This window comes from Streptoalloteichus hindustanus, assembly GCF_900129375.1.
In the GTDB taxonomy this organism is placed as follows: domain Bacteria; phylum Actinomycetota; class Actinomycetes; order Mycobacteriales; family Pseudonocardiaceae; genus Streptoalloteichus; species Streptoalloteichus hindustanus.
In genome coordinates, this window is record NZ_FQVN01000005.1 from 175,518 (window position 1) to 190,030 (window position 14,513).

Consider the following 14,513-nt stretch of genomic DNA (forward strand, 5'->3'; position numbering starts at 1 on the left):
TGGCCGGCCGGTCCTCCGGTGTCGTGTGATCGACTGCCGGAGGCCGGTCGGCGCGGTCGGTGATGCGACTTGTCAGGCGTGGACGGGAAATCTCCGCGCGAGGTGAGCCCGGACCTCCGGGCGAGGCACGCCCCGGAACCCGAACCCGAACCCGAGTCCGGGGGCAGGGCCGGGAGCGCGCCGCGCCTGGTGAGTCGACGTCGACAGCGGGCCTAGGCCGTGGTGCCGATCCTGCCCAGGAGGAGTTTCGCCAGGTCCTCCGGGGCTTCGAGGTGGATCTCGTGCGTGGTGGGGAAGGTGGTGAACGAGACCAGGGGGTTCTGCGCGGACACGGCCGCCAGGTCGCGGACCAGGCCGCGGCGGTGGGCCGCGAACGCCTCGACCACCTCCGGGGAGAGCTCGTCGTCCTCCTCGTCCTCGTCGTGTTCGGCGCAGACGACCAGGAGCGGGCACCGGGCGGCGCGGTAGACCTCCACGAGGTCGAAGCCCTCGAAGGTGCCGAGGTACTGCTCCAACGCCGGGTCGGGCTCCTCCTCGGCGTCGAGCTCGGCGAAGAACGCGGTCACCGCGGCGTGCGCGGCGAGGGCCTCGTCCGGGTCGAGGCCGGCGTAGTCGTGCGGGCCCTTCGGGTCCTGGTGGCCGTCCAGGTTCACGGCGAGCGGGCAGTCCGCGTGGCTCCGCGCCCAGAGCGTGGCCACCATCCCGCCGAGGGAGTGCCCGATGACGGCGGGGCGGGTCAGGCCGAGGTGGTTGACGACCGACTCGACGTCGGCGAGGGCCTCGTCCCACCCCCAGGGGGCGGGGTCGGAACCGCCGTGGCCGCGCAGGTCCATCGTGACCACGCGCAGACCGGCGTTCAGCAGGAGGGGAGCGACCTGGTGCCAGTCCTGGCTGTCCCGGCCGCGACCGTGCAGGAGCAGCGCGGCGGGGCCGTCGCCGCCCGAGTCGCGCACGGCGACGTGGACGCCGTCGGGGGTCCTGATCAGATGTTCCGACACCCGCACATGATCTTCACTTCCCCGGGCGGAGCCCAACAGGTTTTCCCGTGGGGGAGTCCTGGCCGGGATGGGCAGTCCACTGTGGACCGTTCGGGTCGATGCTCTCCCAGGAGCCGGGCTAGGGCCTGTCGGTGGCCCGGGACGGTCCGTACGCGCTGAGGAAGACCCGCACGCCGCCGGCGACCAGCCGGTCGATCTCGGCGTCGTCGAGCGGCGCCGCGCCGTACCAGGAGCGGTGGTTGACGCGGACGGTGACCAGCAGGCCCAGGAACTCGGCGGCCTCGTCCGGGTCGGGGATGGTGAGCAGGCCCCGCCGGCCGAACTCGGCCAGGCGGTCGGCGAGGGCGCGGTGGGCGGGCCGCTCCTCGGTGGGGGTCCGGAGCAGGGCGGGGAAGTGGTGCGCCTCGGCGATCATCAGGCGCATGACGGCGGCGCGCTCGGCGGAGCGGGCGACCTCGGTGGCGAACGCGCGGCCGAAGGAGACCAGGGCCGGTTCCAGGTCCGCCTCGTCGGCGACATCACCCAGGGTGTGGTCCAGCAGGTCCCGGAAGGCCACGGCCTGGGCGGCGGCGGTCTCCTCGACGGTGGAGAGGAACAGGCGTTCCTTGTCGCCGAAGTAGTCGTAGATCGTGCGCTTGGAGACGCTGGCCGCGCGGGCGATGGCGTCGACGCTGGCGCGCGCGTAGCCCTCGCGCACGAAGACGTCGAGCGCCGCGCGGACGATGGCGGCGCGCTTGGCGGGCGAGCCCTGGCGGAGGGCGGGGGTGTCGGGCACTGGCGACGTCCTTCCCGAGGTCTCCCTACAGCCTGCACCGGCGGAACTACACTGTACGGTGTAGTGTAGGCGGCATGGTGGGCACCACACCCGGCGCCGCCGGGTCTCGTCTGGACCCTGACGTGCTCGAACTCGGTGTCGCCGTCGTGGTCGGGTCCATCGCGGCGCTGCTGGACATGACGATGGTCACCGTCGCGCTGGCCGAGCTGGCCCGCGGTTTCGACGCGTCCGTGACTTCGGTGCAGTGGGTCAGCGCCGCCTACCTGCTGGCCGTCGCGGTGGTCATCCCGGTCACCGGCCGGCTGGTCGAGCGGTTCGGCGCCAGGAGAACGTGGTCGTTCGCGCTCGTGGCCTTCCTCGTCGGCTCGGTGCTGTGCGGCCTCGCCTGGTCGATCGGCAGTCTGATCGCCTTCCGGGCCGTCCAGGGCCTCGGCGGCGGCATGATGGCGCCCCTGAGCATGATGATCATGGCGCGCGCGGTCCCGCCCGAGCAGCGGGGCCGGGTCATGGCGGTCGTCGCGGTTCCCGGGCAGCTCGCCCCGATCGTCGGGCCGCTGCTGGGCGGCCTGGCCGTCGACAGCGTCGGCTGGCGGTGGATCTTCTTCGTGAACGTGCCGGTCTGCCTGGTCGCCCTGCTGCTCGCGCGCCGGGTGCCCGACGGCCCCGTGTCCGAGCGGGGCGCGCGCTGGCTGGACCTGACGGGTCTGCTGCTGTTGTGCCCCGCGCTGGCGCTGGTCGTCTACGGGCTGTCCGCCACCCGGGGTCGGCTGCCGTTGCTGGTCGTCGGGGCGGTCCTGCTCGTCGCGTTCGCGGCGCACGCGCTGCGCGCCCGGGCGGTCGCCCCGCTGCTGGACCTGCGGCTGTTCGCCCACCGGCCGTTCGCCGCGGCCAGCGCCCTCAACTTCCTCTCCCGGTTCTCGATCTTCGGCGTGCTGTTCCTGATGCCGTTGTACTTCCAGCAGGCCCGCGGGCACAGCGCGCTGGTGGCCGGCCTGCTCCTGGCGCCGCAGAGCCTCGGCACCATGCTCGCCCTGCCCCAGGTCGGCCGGCTCGCCGACCGGTTCGGCGCGCGCCTCGTCGTCCTCGTCGGCGCCGCGATCACCGCGGTGGCCGCGCTCGCGTACACGAGGGTGGGCGCCGACACCAGCGACCTGGTCCTGGGCCTGTCGCTCCTGTTGAGCGGCGTCGGGGTGGCGGCGGTGACGGTTCCGGTGTCGGCCGCCGCCTACGAGGGGCTGCCGCCCACCTCGATCCCCGGCGCGACCAGTGCCGTCATCACGGTGCAGACCGTGGGCGCCTCGGTGGGCGCGGCGGTGCTCGCGTCGATCCTGCACGGCCGGATGGCCCAGCACCCCGGCAACCCGGCGGACGCCTTCGCGGACACCTTCGTCTGGGTCCTGGTCCTCACCCTGTTGACGGTGGTCCCGACACTGCTCCTTCCGTTGCGGCGCGGGGAGAAGGGGAAGCCAGTCCCGAGCCGATGACTGTCCACATAGGACCGCGTTGGTGACGTGCGGCCAGGCGCGGAGCAACGCGATTCCCTCGCGAAGACGCTCCGCCGACTCCTGGATTCGCTCGGCGATACGGCGGAGTAACCAGCCGAACAGCCGCTTCAGTCCACTGAGGACAGGCGTCGTCTGTCCCTCGGGGACTCAGGTGGCGTGGCTGAGCGGAGAGAGCGCGGTTTCCTTGTCGTAGCGCGGCTTCCGCTGCTCCGGGGAGGCGGCCGCGCGGTGCGCGCTCGGGCTGACGCCCCGCACCCGCTTGAACGCGGCGCTGAAGCTGAACGCGTCCGCGTAGCCCACCCGGCGCGCCACCTCCGCGACGGTCGCCGTGGTCTCGACCAACATGTCGGCGGCCAGGGCCATCCGCCACTCGGTCAGGTAGGTCAACGGCGGTTCGCCGACCAGCTCGGTGAACCGCTTCGCCAACGTCGTGCGGGACGCCGCGGCCTCCGCGGCCAGGTCGGCGAGCGTCCACGGCCGGCCCGGGGCCTCGTGCATGGCGCGCAGCACCGGGCCGACGACGTCGTCGCCCAACGCCCGGTACCAGGCGGGCGGTCGCGCCTCGGGGGAGTCGAGCCAGTCCCGCAGCGCGCACACCAGCAACCAGTCCAACATGCGGTCCAGCACGATCTGCCGACCCGGTCGGCCCTCGGTGAGCTGGAACTCCAGGTAGTCCCGCATCGGCCCGCAGCCGTCCTCGTCCGGCACGACGACGACCGGCGGGAGCACCCGCAGCAGGCGGTGCGGCACCTCGCGCCGCACCTGGTACGCCCCGACCATCAGCACGGTGGGGTTGGCCAGGTCGCCCGCCGGCACCCCGGTGCGAAGGCCGTCGGAGCGCACGTCCCGCAGGAGTTCCGGCCGCGCGGCCGACCCGGGCTCGTCGACGAAGACGAACGGCTCAGGGCCGCGCACGATCGCCGCCCCGCCCTCCCGCACGAGTTGTGGCGCCCGCGACCCCTGGATGATCCAGCCCTGTCCCCGCAACGGAGCGCACAGGGTCAGCGTCGCGCTGTGCACGAACCGCAGCGCCCACGGCGGCGACAGCACGGACCGGCCGAAGAGCGCGCCGTCGGCGCGCACTCCCCGCAGCAGATCGTCGAACGGGTCCATGCCCGCCAGCCTAGAACGCCAGGACGATCGCGGATGCGCACCGGACGATCGACCATGGTGGACGACACGAGCCCCGGGTTGACTCGGGGCCATGACGACACGGGGGAACCAGATCCTGGTGCTGGCCGCCACGGGCAAGACCGGGCGCCGGCTGGTGCGGCGACTGCGCGCGGAGGGTCAGGCGGTCCGGGCCGCCTCCCGCTCCGGCGAGGTGCGCTTCGACTGGACCGACCGGGACACCTGGGCGGCCGCGCTGGACGGGGTGACGGCGGTCTACCTGGTGGCCCCGGACGACCCCGCGCCGGTGCGCGACTTCGTGGCGCAGGCGGTGGCCGCGGGGGTCCGCCGGTTCGTGGTGCTCTCCGGCCGGGGAATGGACCGCGTCGGCCCGGAGTTCGGCGCGGGCATGGCGGCGGCGGAGGAGGCGGTGCGCGCCTCCGGCGTGGAGTGGACGATCGTGCGGCCCAACCACTTCTTCCAGAACTTCGACGAGGACCTGTGGCACGCCCCGCTGCGGGCCGGCCGCCTCGCCCTGCCCATCGGCGACGTGCCCGAGCCGTTCGTCGACGTCGAGGACGTGGTGGAGGTCGCGGCGGCCCTGCTCACCCGGGACGGGCACGCCGGGCAGATCTACGACCTGTCCGGGCCCCGCGCGCTGCGCTGGGCCGAGGCGGTGGAGCTGATGGCCGGCGCCGCCGGCCGGCCGATCCGCTTCGAGGAGCTGACGCCGGAGCAGTACCGGGCCGAGCTGCTCGCCGAGGGCTGGCCGGAGGCCGTCACGGTGGCCTTCAACGCGATGTTCGCCCTGCACCGCACCGGGCACACCAGCCAGCCCGCCGACGGGGTGCGGCGCGTGCTCGGCCGGGAGGCCACCGACTTCGCCGACTACGTCGCGCGGACGGCGGCGACCGGCGCCTGGTCCTGAGCACGTCGCACCGGCGGCAGCCGTCCGGAGCCGAGACCACTTTCCTCAACGGGGGTGAAAACCGAGCCGGGGTCCACAGTGCACTATGCACTGTGGACCCCGCTCGGCGACCCGGGGGGCGGTGGGCGGTGATTCCGTCGACGACTGTTCCGGTGGCCCTGTCCACTGTGTCTGGTTGGTCCCGGTGGGCGCGGGCGGTGGCTGCCGCGTCATGCTCGGTCACTCCTCCTCGACGACCAGGCCGGGCAGCTCCGCCACCGCGTCCGCGAGCGAGCTCAGGTAGTCCCCGCCGATCAGCTCGGCCGGCTCGCCCGGAACCTCGTCCGCGCCCAGGATGGGGTCGGGAAGGCCGACGTCGAAGGGCTGGAGGAGGTCGTCGGCGGCGCCGGTGAGCGCGGCCAGGACGGCGCTCAGGCTGTCGGAGGGGGACTCGGCGGGGTTCTCCGGCGGGTCTCCCCAGTTGGCGAGGAAGTGCTGTCGCATGTCCTCGACGGTGAGGGAGCCGAAGTCCGGCGGGACGACGGCGGTGGCCGCCGTCCAGGCGCCGTTGATCGGGAAGGCCAGGTCCTGGAGGGCCTGGTGGGACGCGGTGATGGCGTCGGCGTTCTGCTGCGCGGCGTCGGCCTGCGCGTCCGCCGCGTCGTCGTTGCCGGCCTCCAGCGCGCCGTCGTGGCGCTCCAGTGCCCGAACCAGAGCGTAGAAGTTGTCCGCGAGGATCGCGTGCTGCACGCTGAACAGGACGATCGTCCGCTGGGGCTCCTCGGTGGGCAGCGCGTTCTCGTCGAGCGCCGCCGAGCTCACCCACACCTCGTCGAAGTCGTCGCGGGGCGGGTCGTTGGCCAGCTTCTGCACGATCGTGGAAAAGAGGGCGACCAGTCCGGCCACCCCCGACACCGCGCCGGCGGCGGCAGCCAACGCCGGTTCCCCGGCGGCCGTTGCGGTGGCCGCGGTGGCGGCGGCGGCCGCGGCCACCGCGGCCGCGGCCTTGCGGGCGTCGTCGGCGGTCTTCGCCACCTTCTGCTTGAGCGACTGCTTCTTCTGCGGCGGAACCTTCTTCCGGGGCGGCATAACCAGTCCCTTCTCGGGTGACAGCCACACAGCGGACGCACACGGGCAGGGGAGAGGAGACGCCCCGGGTCGGCCGCCGGCCCCGCGCGGCGGGTCGTCGGTTCTCCGAACCGCGTCGGCTCCGCTCCACGCCGTGTCCTGCCAGCCTGATACTTCGGCCCTCCCCTCGCATGTCGACACCGAGCGCGGCAGTCCCGGCGATGTCGGAGGCACGCGCTGATCTGGTCGGCGAGCGGGGCTGGGCGGTGTCGGTGGGCCGCATGCCGGTGCGGGTGCACCAGTGCGGCGCCCCCCTTCCGCGTCGCGACAGGGGGGCGTGGTGGAAGCGCAGGGATTTGGCCGCCGAGAGCCGTTCTGACTGATTGTCGGTGGCTTGCCAGTGGTGACCCGGCTTGTCGTACCGGGTAGCCACGGTGCGGAACCGGCGACGGAAACCTCGCTCGATCTGGTTGCGCCGCCTGAACCGCGCAGAGTCGCACGACGACGCCCATCCCCCTGCCGATCCCGTGCGCAGCCGGTTGTTGGCCTGACCCCCGGCACTCGGGGATCACGATCTCGATCTTCCGGAAGTGCGGCGGCCCCGGACCGGGGGTTCACCAGCTCGGTCCACTGTGGACATAGTGTCCGGTTGGCGGGCCGTTCGCGGTGCGGGTCCGCATCGACCGAGGTTGGCTGGAGGAAGCACCAGGTAGCGGAACAGCGGGTGCGGGGCTGTTCCGCCACCTGTGCTCGCCGTACCGGGTCGAGAGGCGCGACTGACCCAACCCGTTACGGACAGCGGTGGTGCGGGCGCGGGTGCGACCGTGGCCCTGCCTCAGGCGGTGTGCGCCGCGTGCTTGCCGACCGGCTCCGGCTCCGACTCGTGTGAGGCCCGACGCACCAGGAGGAGCACGATCACACCGGTCACCAGGGCGCAGACTCCGCTGAGCAGGAAGACACTGTCCAAACCGGACGTGTAGGCGTCCCGGATCGCCTGCGAGGCGGGAGTCCTGGCTGCGGCGGGCAGCGTGGCGAGCACGTCGTCGCTCTGACCGCCCGCCACCATCTCCGTCGTGGTGTCCAGGTCGGTGAAGTGCCCGCTGTTGCCCAGGATGGGGCGGATCGAGGCGCTGAGCACACTGGTCATGATCGGGATACCGAGGGCGAAACCCAACTGGCGCAACGTGTTCACCGCGCCGCCCGCCATTCCCGCCTTGCTGGCCGGTGCCGCGGCCGCCGCGGCGGAGGCCAGCGTGGGGGAGGAGAGCCCGACGCCGGCGCCGGCGACCAGCAGACCGGGCAGCAGGGCGGTCCAGCTCGACTCCGGGGTGACGAGCATGTCGAGCAGGCTGCCCACCCCGATCAGCAGCAGGCCGATGCCGATCGGCCACCGGGGCGCGATCCGGTTCATGACCCTGCCGAAGATGCCGGAGACGAAGAACGCGGTGAGGCCCAGGGGCGTGAGCACCAGACCGGCCTGGACGGCGGACATGTGCAGCACCGTCTGCGCCCAGATCGAGACGAACACCAGGGCGGCGAAAGCGGTTCCGCTGAGCACCAGCGCGCCCAGCATCAGCGCGCCGAACGAGGACGTCCGCACCACGGCGAGGTCGACCATGGGATGGGCCGCCCGGCGCTCGACCAGCACGAACACCACCAGTGCGACGATCGCGCCGGCGAACATGACCAGCGGCGTGGGCGAGCTCCAGCCGTCCTCGCCCACCCGGATCAGCCCGTAGATGACCAGGGTCGCGGCCGCCGTGAAGGTGATGGTCCCCGGGACGTCGAGCCGGCCGCCGCGCGGGTCGCGCGACTCGCGGACGTACCGCCAGGCCAACAGCAGCGCCACCGCCGCGACCGGCAGGTTGATCAGGAAGATCCACCGCCACCCGACGTACTGGGTGAGCGCGCCGCCCAGGATCGGCCCGGCCGCCGCCGAGATGCCGTTGACCGCGCCCCACACGCCGAACGCGATGCTGCGCTCCTTGCCCTCGTAGGTGTTGGCCAACAGGGCGATGTTGGTGGACAGCATGGTGGCGGCGCCGAAGCCCTGCACGCCCCTGGCCGCGATGAGGAACGCGCTGTCGGTGGCCAGGCCGCAGGCCAGGGAGGCGAGCGCGAAGACCACGAGGCCGACCAGGTAGACCTTCCGCCGCCCGACGAGGTCCGACACCGAGCCGGCGGCCATCAACAGCGCGGCGAGCACCAGGACGTACAGGTCAACCGTCCACTGCAGCGCGGACAGGGACGAGTTGAGACTGGTCGTCATGGCGGGGATGGCCACGCTGACGATCGTGATGTCGACCAGCAGCATCAGCGTGGCCAGACAGACTGTCAGCAGGGGAGCCCATTTGCGCATCGATCTCTCCGGATGTCTGGGTGCCAGCCGTCCTCGGCTCGCGGGCACCAGGGTTCCGCGCCCCGCCATCGGGAGACGTCGACCACGCTGATTGCGGCGGATTCCGACACGCGCCTACCGTGGGCTGGTGGATCGACTCACGCTCGACGAGCTCGACCGGCAGCTGGTGCACGCCCTCCAGGCGGACGGGCGGGCCCCCTTCAGCCGCGTCGCGGCCGTGCTCGGCGCGTCCGACCGCACCGTCGCGCGTCGGTACCAACGGCTCCGGTCGACGGGCGCGCTCCGCGTCGTGGGGCTGCCCGACGGGCGACGCCTGGGCCAGGTGGACTGGGTCGTCCGACTGCAGTGCGCGCCCGACGGCGCGACCTCGGTCGCCTCGGCACTGTCCACAACGGACGACATCTCGTGGGTCGGCTTCACCTCCGGCGGCACCGAGATCACCTGCATGACCCGCACCCGCAGCCGCGCGGACCAGGACAGCCTGCTGCTCCAGAAGCTGCCGAGGTCGTCGTGGATCACCTCGGTGACGGCGCAGTGCGTGCTGCGGGTGGTCGCGGGAAACGGCGGCTGGCGCGGGCGCACCGCGGCGTTGACCGCAGAGCAGGTCGAGCGCCTGCGGGAGAGCGCGCCGGTGGTGGCGGCGAGCGCGGAGCCGCCCACGCTCACCGCCACCGACCAGCAGTTGCTGCGGATCCTGGCCAAGGACGGGCGAACCAGCTATCCCGTGCTGGCCGAGGCCGTGCGCAGCTCGGAGTCCACGGTCCGCAGGCGGGTGGAGGAGCTGGTCAGGGAGCACGTGATCCACTTCGTGGTCGAGATCGACCCGCTCCTGTTCGGCTACACCAGCGAGGCGATGCTCTGGCTCACCGTCGCGCCCCGCCACCTGGGCACGGTGGCCACCGCGCTGTCCCAGCACGAGGAGATCGCCTTCGCGGCGGCGACCACGGGGCCGACCAACATCGTGGCGATCAGCGTCTGCCGGGACGCCGACGCCTTCTACGACTACCTCGCCGACCGGATCGGGTCACTGCCCGGCGTGCTCCAGGCCGAGACCGCGCCGATCGTCCGCCGCACGAAGCGGGCGGGTCCCCTCCTGATGCCCAGCCCGCGCTAGACGCGGGTGTGGCGGCGTCGTCGACCCTCACCACGTCAGCGGCAGGGTGTGCGGGCCGCGCACCAGCATGTCGACCTTCCAGCCGACGTCCCCGGCCAGCTCCGTCGTCGGCGGCAGCTTCGCCAGCAACACGCGCAACGCCTCCTGGAGTTCGACCCTGGCCAGGGAAGCGCCGAGGCAGTGGTGCACACCGTGCCCGAACCCCATGTGGTGGTTCTGCTCCCGGTCGAAGCGGACCTCGTGCGGCGCGGGGAACCGCGCGGCGTCCCGGTTGGCGGCGCCCACGGCCACCAGCACCGGTTCTCCCGCCCGCACCAGCACCCCGCCCAGTTCCAGGTCCTCCCTGGGATAGCGCGGGAAGTCCGCGCCGAAGAAGGGGATGAGCCGCATGAGCTCCTCGACGGCGGCCGGCACCAGCTCCGGTCGCGCGCGGAGCTCCCGGAACCGGTCCGGGTGCTCAAGCAGGACGAGGAGGAAGTTGGGGATCTGCGTCGCGGTGGTCTCGTAGCCCGCGACGAGGATGCCGACACCCATGTCGACCAGCTCGGCTTCGGACAACCGGTCGCCCTGGTCCCGGGCCTGGACCAACGTGCTCAGGACGTTGTCGGTGTCGGCATCGGGGGTCCGGCGGTGCCGCTCCACCAGCTCCGCCATGTAGTCGCGGAGCTGGCGAAGGCTCTCGGCGGCCTCCGCCGCGGTGAGCTTGCTCGTGGACAGCACCGCGTCGCTGAGCGTTCGGAACCGGTCCCGGTCGGCGGCGGGAACCCCGAGCAGCTCGCAGATCACCGCGGCGGGCAGGGGCAGTGCGAAGTGGTCGACGAGATCGGCGGGTGGGCCGGCCCGGAGCAGGTCGGCGAAGCACGACTCGGCCAGCTCCCGGATCCGGGGCCGCAGCCGCTCGGCCCGGCGCATCGTGAACGCGCCCGTGACCAGCCGGCGCAGGCGGGCGTGGTTGGGCGCGTCCTGGGTGAGGACGCCGTCGGTGAGCACGCCGTCGGAGTCGACGACGCGGGGCGCGTCTCCGGTGTTCGGTGGCAGCCGGCCGAACCTCGCGTCCCCGAGCACGAAACGCGCGTCGTCGTACCGGGTGACGAGCCAGCCCAACTCTCCTTTCGGCATCCTGATCCGGACCACACCCGGGCCCTGCTGCACGGCGAGGTACGTCGCATGCAGGCCCAGCCGGTCGGTGGGATCGAACGGATAGGGGATCGGACCGGGCTCGCCGGTGAGGTCGGATGGCATGGTGTGGCCCCTTTCCCGATCAGGTCGACTGATTCGCGACGGAAGGCGCGTGTCGGGCGCCACCGCTCACGTGACTCCGAGCGCGCGCCGTGTTTCATAACTAGCCTGGCTACGCACTCGTTGTCCAGAGGGCACTTCGAGTTCGGCTCCCGGCGGCGCTCGGGTGGGGGTGGCAGAGGGCAGGGCGGGGGAGTATCACCGATCCCATGGGAGCTTCAGGCGAGAAGGTCGATCTCACCGGGGTTCAGTCCACGATGCTCGTCACGCTGTACCTGCGGGCGGTGGAGAGTCGCGAGCCGAACTCGATCCTGCGGGACCACCGCGCGGCCGAACTGGTGTCCAGGATCGACTACGACTTCGGGAAACTGCGGCACGCGGCCGGCAACCGCTTCCTGGTCGCGTTGCGCGCCAGGCAGCTCGACGACTGGGCCGCCGACTTCCTCCGCCGCCACCCGGACGCGACCGTGGTCCAGCTCGGGTGCGGGCTGGACAGCCGGGCCTTCCGGCTCGACCCGCCTGCCCGGGTGCGCTGGTTCGACCTCGACCAACCCGACGTCATCGCGTTGCACCGCAGGCTCTACCCCGAGTCCGACCGGTACCGCACGATCGCCGCGTCCGTCACCGATCCCGACTGGCTGGACCAGATCCCCTCGGACCGCCCGACGCTGGTCATCGCCGAGGGCCTGCTGATGTACCTCGCCGAGCGCGACATCCAACGACTGCTGTGCCGACTCACCGACCGCTTCCCGCACGGCGAGCTGCTGTTCGACGGGGTGGCACCCTGGATGTCGGCCATCTCGCGACGCGTGCCCCAGCGCCTGCGCGGGGGATACCCGTCGCTGTCCACCCCGACCCGGGACGGCCGTCAGCTCGAACGAGGAAACCCTCGACTCAGGTACCGCGACGAGGTGTCGCTCGTGGGGCAGTACCCGAGGATTCCGGTGCCCTCCTACCGTGCCGTCTACTGGCTGCTGAGCAGGTTCCGCGCGACGAGGAACGCGATGCGCCTGTTCCGGTTCGAGTTCTGAGTTCTCAGCAGAGACCTCCCGCGCTGGTTCACGTGGCCGACGACTGTGTTGCCCCGTCGCGGTTTTCGGCGGTGACCGCCGCCGTTTTCCTCCTGCTCGGCCGATAGCGGGACACCGCCACCCCGGCCAGACACAGCGCGCCGCCGGCCAGCGTGAGCGCGCCGGGGACTTCGTCCAGCGCCAGCCAGGACATCAGCACCACCAAAACCGGCACGACGTAGGTCGTGGCCCCCATGCGGCCGGCCGAGGTGCGGGCCAGGGCGAAGGCCCACGTCGTGAAGGCCAGGGCGGTGGGGAAGACGCCCAGGTAGAGCATGTTCGCCGTCGCGGGCCACGGCGCCCGCGCCACCTCCGACACGAGCGATCCGGCGAAGGGCAGGCAGGCCAGCGCTCCGACCAGACAGCCGAAGGTGGTGGCCTGAAGGGCGCCGGCGTGCCGCAGCGCGGGCTTCTGGGCCACGACCCCGCCGGCGTAGGACACCGCCGCCAGGAGACAGAGCAGCACCCCGAGAACGGAGCTGTGCCCGTCGCCAGACATCGAGATCCCGACGACGACCGCGCCAGCGAACGACACCGCCATCCCGAGCAGAAGCGGACGCGGCAGCTCCTCGCCCAGCAGCTTGCTGCTCAGCAACGCGATCAGGATCGGCCCCACGTTGACGACCATCGCCGCCGTGCCCGCGTCGACCTCGCGCTCACCCCAGTTCAACACCACCATGTAGAGGCCGAACCACAACACGCCCGAGCCGGCGATGCCCGGCCACGCCGCCCGGGGCGGCCACCCCACGCGCCGCACCAGACTGATCGCGCCCAGCACCACGGTTCCGGCGAGCAGCCGCCCCAGCGCCAGGGCTCCCGGAGAGTAGGCCGCGCTGGCGCTCCGGATGGAGACGAACGCCGAGGCCCACAACACGACCGTCACGGCCGCCGCGGCCAGGGCCGCCCATTCTGCTCGGCGTCCACTGTCGGGCAGGATTTCCATGCGCCGAACGCTAGACCGGCAAAGCTTCGGCGCACACCGAAATGTCGGCGGCGCGCGGCCTCAGTGCTGGATCAGGCCGCCGACCGGGACCGCAGCGACATGGCCGGTCGCGGGAACGGTCTGAGCCAGGGCAAGGCCGACGTCGACCAACGACGACCGGCGTCGGTGCGCGACGTCCGGGATTGGCGTCCACACCGACTCGGCGATCTCGCCGTCCGGCTCGGGCCGGAGCTCGCCACCGGTGATCCGGACCCGGTAGAAGACCCCGACATTCTGGTGTGGAAGCGGGCTGGGCACACGGCGTTCGGCCACCGGGATCACCCGGGAGTCCACGCCCAACAGGCGCTCGACCACCGCGTCGTAACCAGTTTCCTCGGCAACCTCCCTGATCACCGCGTCGAACGGATCTTCCCCGTGCTCGACCCCACCGCCCGGCAGGGTCCAGTTGCTCTCCCTGGTCGCTGACACGTGCCGGGCGAGCAGCACCCGCCCGTCCTCGATGCACACGGCGTACGCAGCCAACCGAAAGCTCATTCCGGCACCGTATCCGGACATCAGGAATGGGCGCACCTGAGCCGACTCAGGGTTGTCGTGTCCCAGAGCAGGTCACGACGACGACCGCGACCACCATGACCGCGCCGACGAAGGCGGGGTCGTAGTGCGAGCCTTCGTTGGGGAAGAGCGAATAGCTGACGTTGATCGTGGCGTGGCAGACGATCGCCGCGAACACGCTGCGCCCCGTGTTGTTGTAGAGCCACACGATGAGGACGCGTGCCGCCACGGTGAGGACGCACTGCCACACGGTCCACCGGACATCGCGAACCTGGAGCCAGGGCACGACATGCCACACCGCCCACACCGATCCAATGAGGACTCCGGCGCCGAGCGCGCCCCACCGCCTTTGCAGGGGATCGGTGACATATCCCGTCCAGCCCACCTCCTCGGCCGCCGCGGCGACGAAGTACACGACGCAGTAGACCAATCCGGTCAGCAGCGAGATGCGCGGTTCGGGAAGCGGCTGTCCGCTGAGCCGCATGAGTAAGTAGGCGGCGAGGACGATGGCCGGCATCAGGAGGAAGGTCGGTAGGTACCAGCGTCTTCGTGTGATCCGCGACTGGTCGAAGATCCGGCGGAGGAGCTGCCTGACGCCCGCACCGCCCTCCTCCCGGCGCACGAGGATCACCGCCGCGACGAGCGGGCAGACGAAGCCGAGCGCGCTCACCGGGAGGGTGGCCGGCAGGCGCGCCCCGGAGAGCGCGCCGAGCAGCCAGAACGGGACGCCGAGGAGCAGGACCAGACCGAAGAACGCGCGGGGCGACGTCGTCGACCGGGACGTGCCGTGGGCGCTGGTAACGTCCATCACAGGACTCCGAACGTGAAGTAGGGGATGTCAAACTTGGGACATCGTGTCTCAAAGGAGGTTAG

The 14,513-nt window shown here is 72.1% G+C and carries 13 protein-coding genes; 4 read left to right on the forward strand and 9 right to left on the reverse strand.

Annotated features, from left to right (window positions below; genetic code table 11):
• Nucleotides 1–212: 212 nt before the first annotated feature.
• Both BUE43_RS16785 and BUE43_RS16790 read right to left on the reverse strand, forming a co-directional pair.
• Complete coding sequence (locus tag BUE43_RS16785; protein WP_073484925.1) at nt 213–998, reverse strand: alpha/beta fold hydrolase; 786 nt, start codon at nt 996–998, stop codon at nt 213–215.
• Nucleotides 999–1,116: 118 nt separating this feature from the next.
• Nucleotides 1,117–1,773 carry a TetR/AcrR family transcriptional regulator gene (locus tag BUE43_RS16790; RefSeq protein ID WP_073484202.1) on the reverse strand — a complete coding sequence of 219 codons (657 nt, stop codon included), beginning with the start codon at nt 1,771–1,773 and terminating at the stop codon, nt 1,117–1,119.
• A 74-nt stretch (nt 1,774–1,847) separates the two neighbouring features.
• Between BUE43_RS16790 and BUE43_RS16795 the strand changes: the two genes are divergently transcribed.
• Nucleotides 1,848–3,257: an MDR family MFS transporter gene (locus BUE43_RS16795; RefSeq protein ID WP_073484204.1), complete on the forward strand. Its 1,410-nt coding sequence runs from the start codon at nt 1,848–1,850 to the stop codon at nt 3,255–3,257.
• Between the two features lie 168 nt (nt 3,258–3,425).
• On the opposite strand, the gene BUE43_RS16800 is transcribed toward BUE43_RS16795, so the two are convergent.
• On the reverse strand, nt 3,426–4,391 hold the full coding sequence (locus BUE43_RS16800) for an AraC family transcriptional regulator (RefSeq protein ID WP_073484205.1): 966 nt from the start codon (nt 4,389–4,391) through the stop codon (nt 3,426–3,428).
• A gap of 91 nt (nt 4,392–4,482) precedes the next feature.
• Here BUE43_RS16800 and BUE43_RS16805 point away from each other — a divergent pair, with 91 nt between their 5' ends.
• Nucleotides 4,483–5,316, forward strand: a complete 834-nt coding sequence (locus BUE43_RS16805) for an NAD(P)H-binding protein (protein ID WP_073484206.1) — start codon at nt 4,483–4,485, stop codon at nt 5,314–5,316.
• A 219-nt stretch (nt 5,317–5,535) separates the two neighbouring features.
• On the opposite strand, the gene BUE43_RS16810 is transcribed toward BUE43_RS16805, so the two are convergent.
• Both BUE43_RS16810 and BUE43_RS16815 read right to left on the reverse strand, forming a co-directional pair.
• A complete protein-coding gene (locus BUE43_RS16810; RefSeq protein WP_073484208.1) occupies nt 5,536–6,384 on the reverse strand; it encodes a hypothetical protein in 849 nt (282 codons plus the stop codon).
• 814 nt (nt 6,385–7,198) lie between these two features.
• The gene (locus tag BUE43_RS16815) at nt 7,199–8,722 is read right to left on the reverse strand and encodes an MFS transporter (RefSeq protein ID WP_073484210.1); all 1,524 of its coding nucleotides are present in this window, start codon (nt 8,720–8,722) and stop codon (nt 7,199–7,201) included.
• Between the two features lie 127 nt (nt 8,723–8,849).
• On the opposite strand from BUE43_RS16815, the gene BUE43_RS16820 reads away from it, so the two are divergent.
• Nucleotides 8,850–9,836 carry an Lrp/AsnC family transcriptional regulator gene (locus tag BUE43_RS16820; RefSeq protein ID WP_083959753.1) on the forward strand — a complete coding sequence of 329 codons (987 nt, stop codon included), beginning with the start codon at nt 8,850–8,852 and terminating at the stop codon, nt 9,834–9,836.
• 27 nt (nt 9,837–9,863) lie between these two features.
• Here the strand turns inward: BUE43_RS16820 and BUE43_RS16825 are convergent, their stop codons facing one another.
• Nucleotides 9,864–11,078, reverse strand: a complete 1,215-nt coding sequence (locus BUE43_RS16825) for a cytochrome P450 (RefSeq protein WP_073484211.1) — start codon at nt 11,076–11,078, stop codon at nt 9,864–9,866.
• A gap of 206 nt (nt 11,079–11,284) precedes the next feature.
• On the opposite strand from BUE43_RS16825, the gene BUE43_RS16830 reads away from it, so the two are divergent.
• Nucleotides 11,285–12,106 (forward strand): class I SAM-dependent methyltransferase, encoded by an 822-nt coding sequence (locus BUE43_RS16830; RefSeq protein WP_073484213.1) that lies wholly within the window; start codon nt 11,285–11,287, stop codon nt 12,104–12,106.
• 28 nt (nt 12,107–12,134) lie between these two features.
• Here BUE43_RS16830 and BUE43_RS16835 read toward each other — a convergent pair whose 3' ends face one another.
• Genes BUE43_RS16835 through BUE43_RS16845 form a run of 3 tightly spaced genes read right to left on the reverse strand, consistent with a single transcriptional unit; the run spans nt 12,135 to nt 14,448 of the window.
• On the reverse strand, nt 12,135–13,088 hold the full coding sequence (locus BUE43_RS16835; protein WP_073484214.1) for a DMT family transporter: 954 nt from the start codon (nt 13,086–13,088) through the stop codon (nt 12,135–12,137).
• 60 nt (nt 13,089–13,148) lie between these two features.
• Nucleotides 13,149–13,622, reverse strand: coding sequence for an NUDIX hydrolase (locus tag BUE43_RS16840; RefSeq protein ID WP_073484216.1), 474 nt, complete (start codon nt 13,620–13,622; stop codon nt 13,149–13,151).
• 46 nt (nt 13,623–13,668) lie between these two features.
• Nucleotides 13,669–14,448, reverse strand: coding sequence for a CPBP family intramembrane glutamic endopeptidase (locus BUE43_RS16845; protein WP_200797558.1), 780 nt, complete (start codon nt 14,446–14,448; stop codon nt 13,669–13,671).
• Nucleotides 14,449–14,513 lie beyond the last annotated feature (65 nt).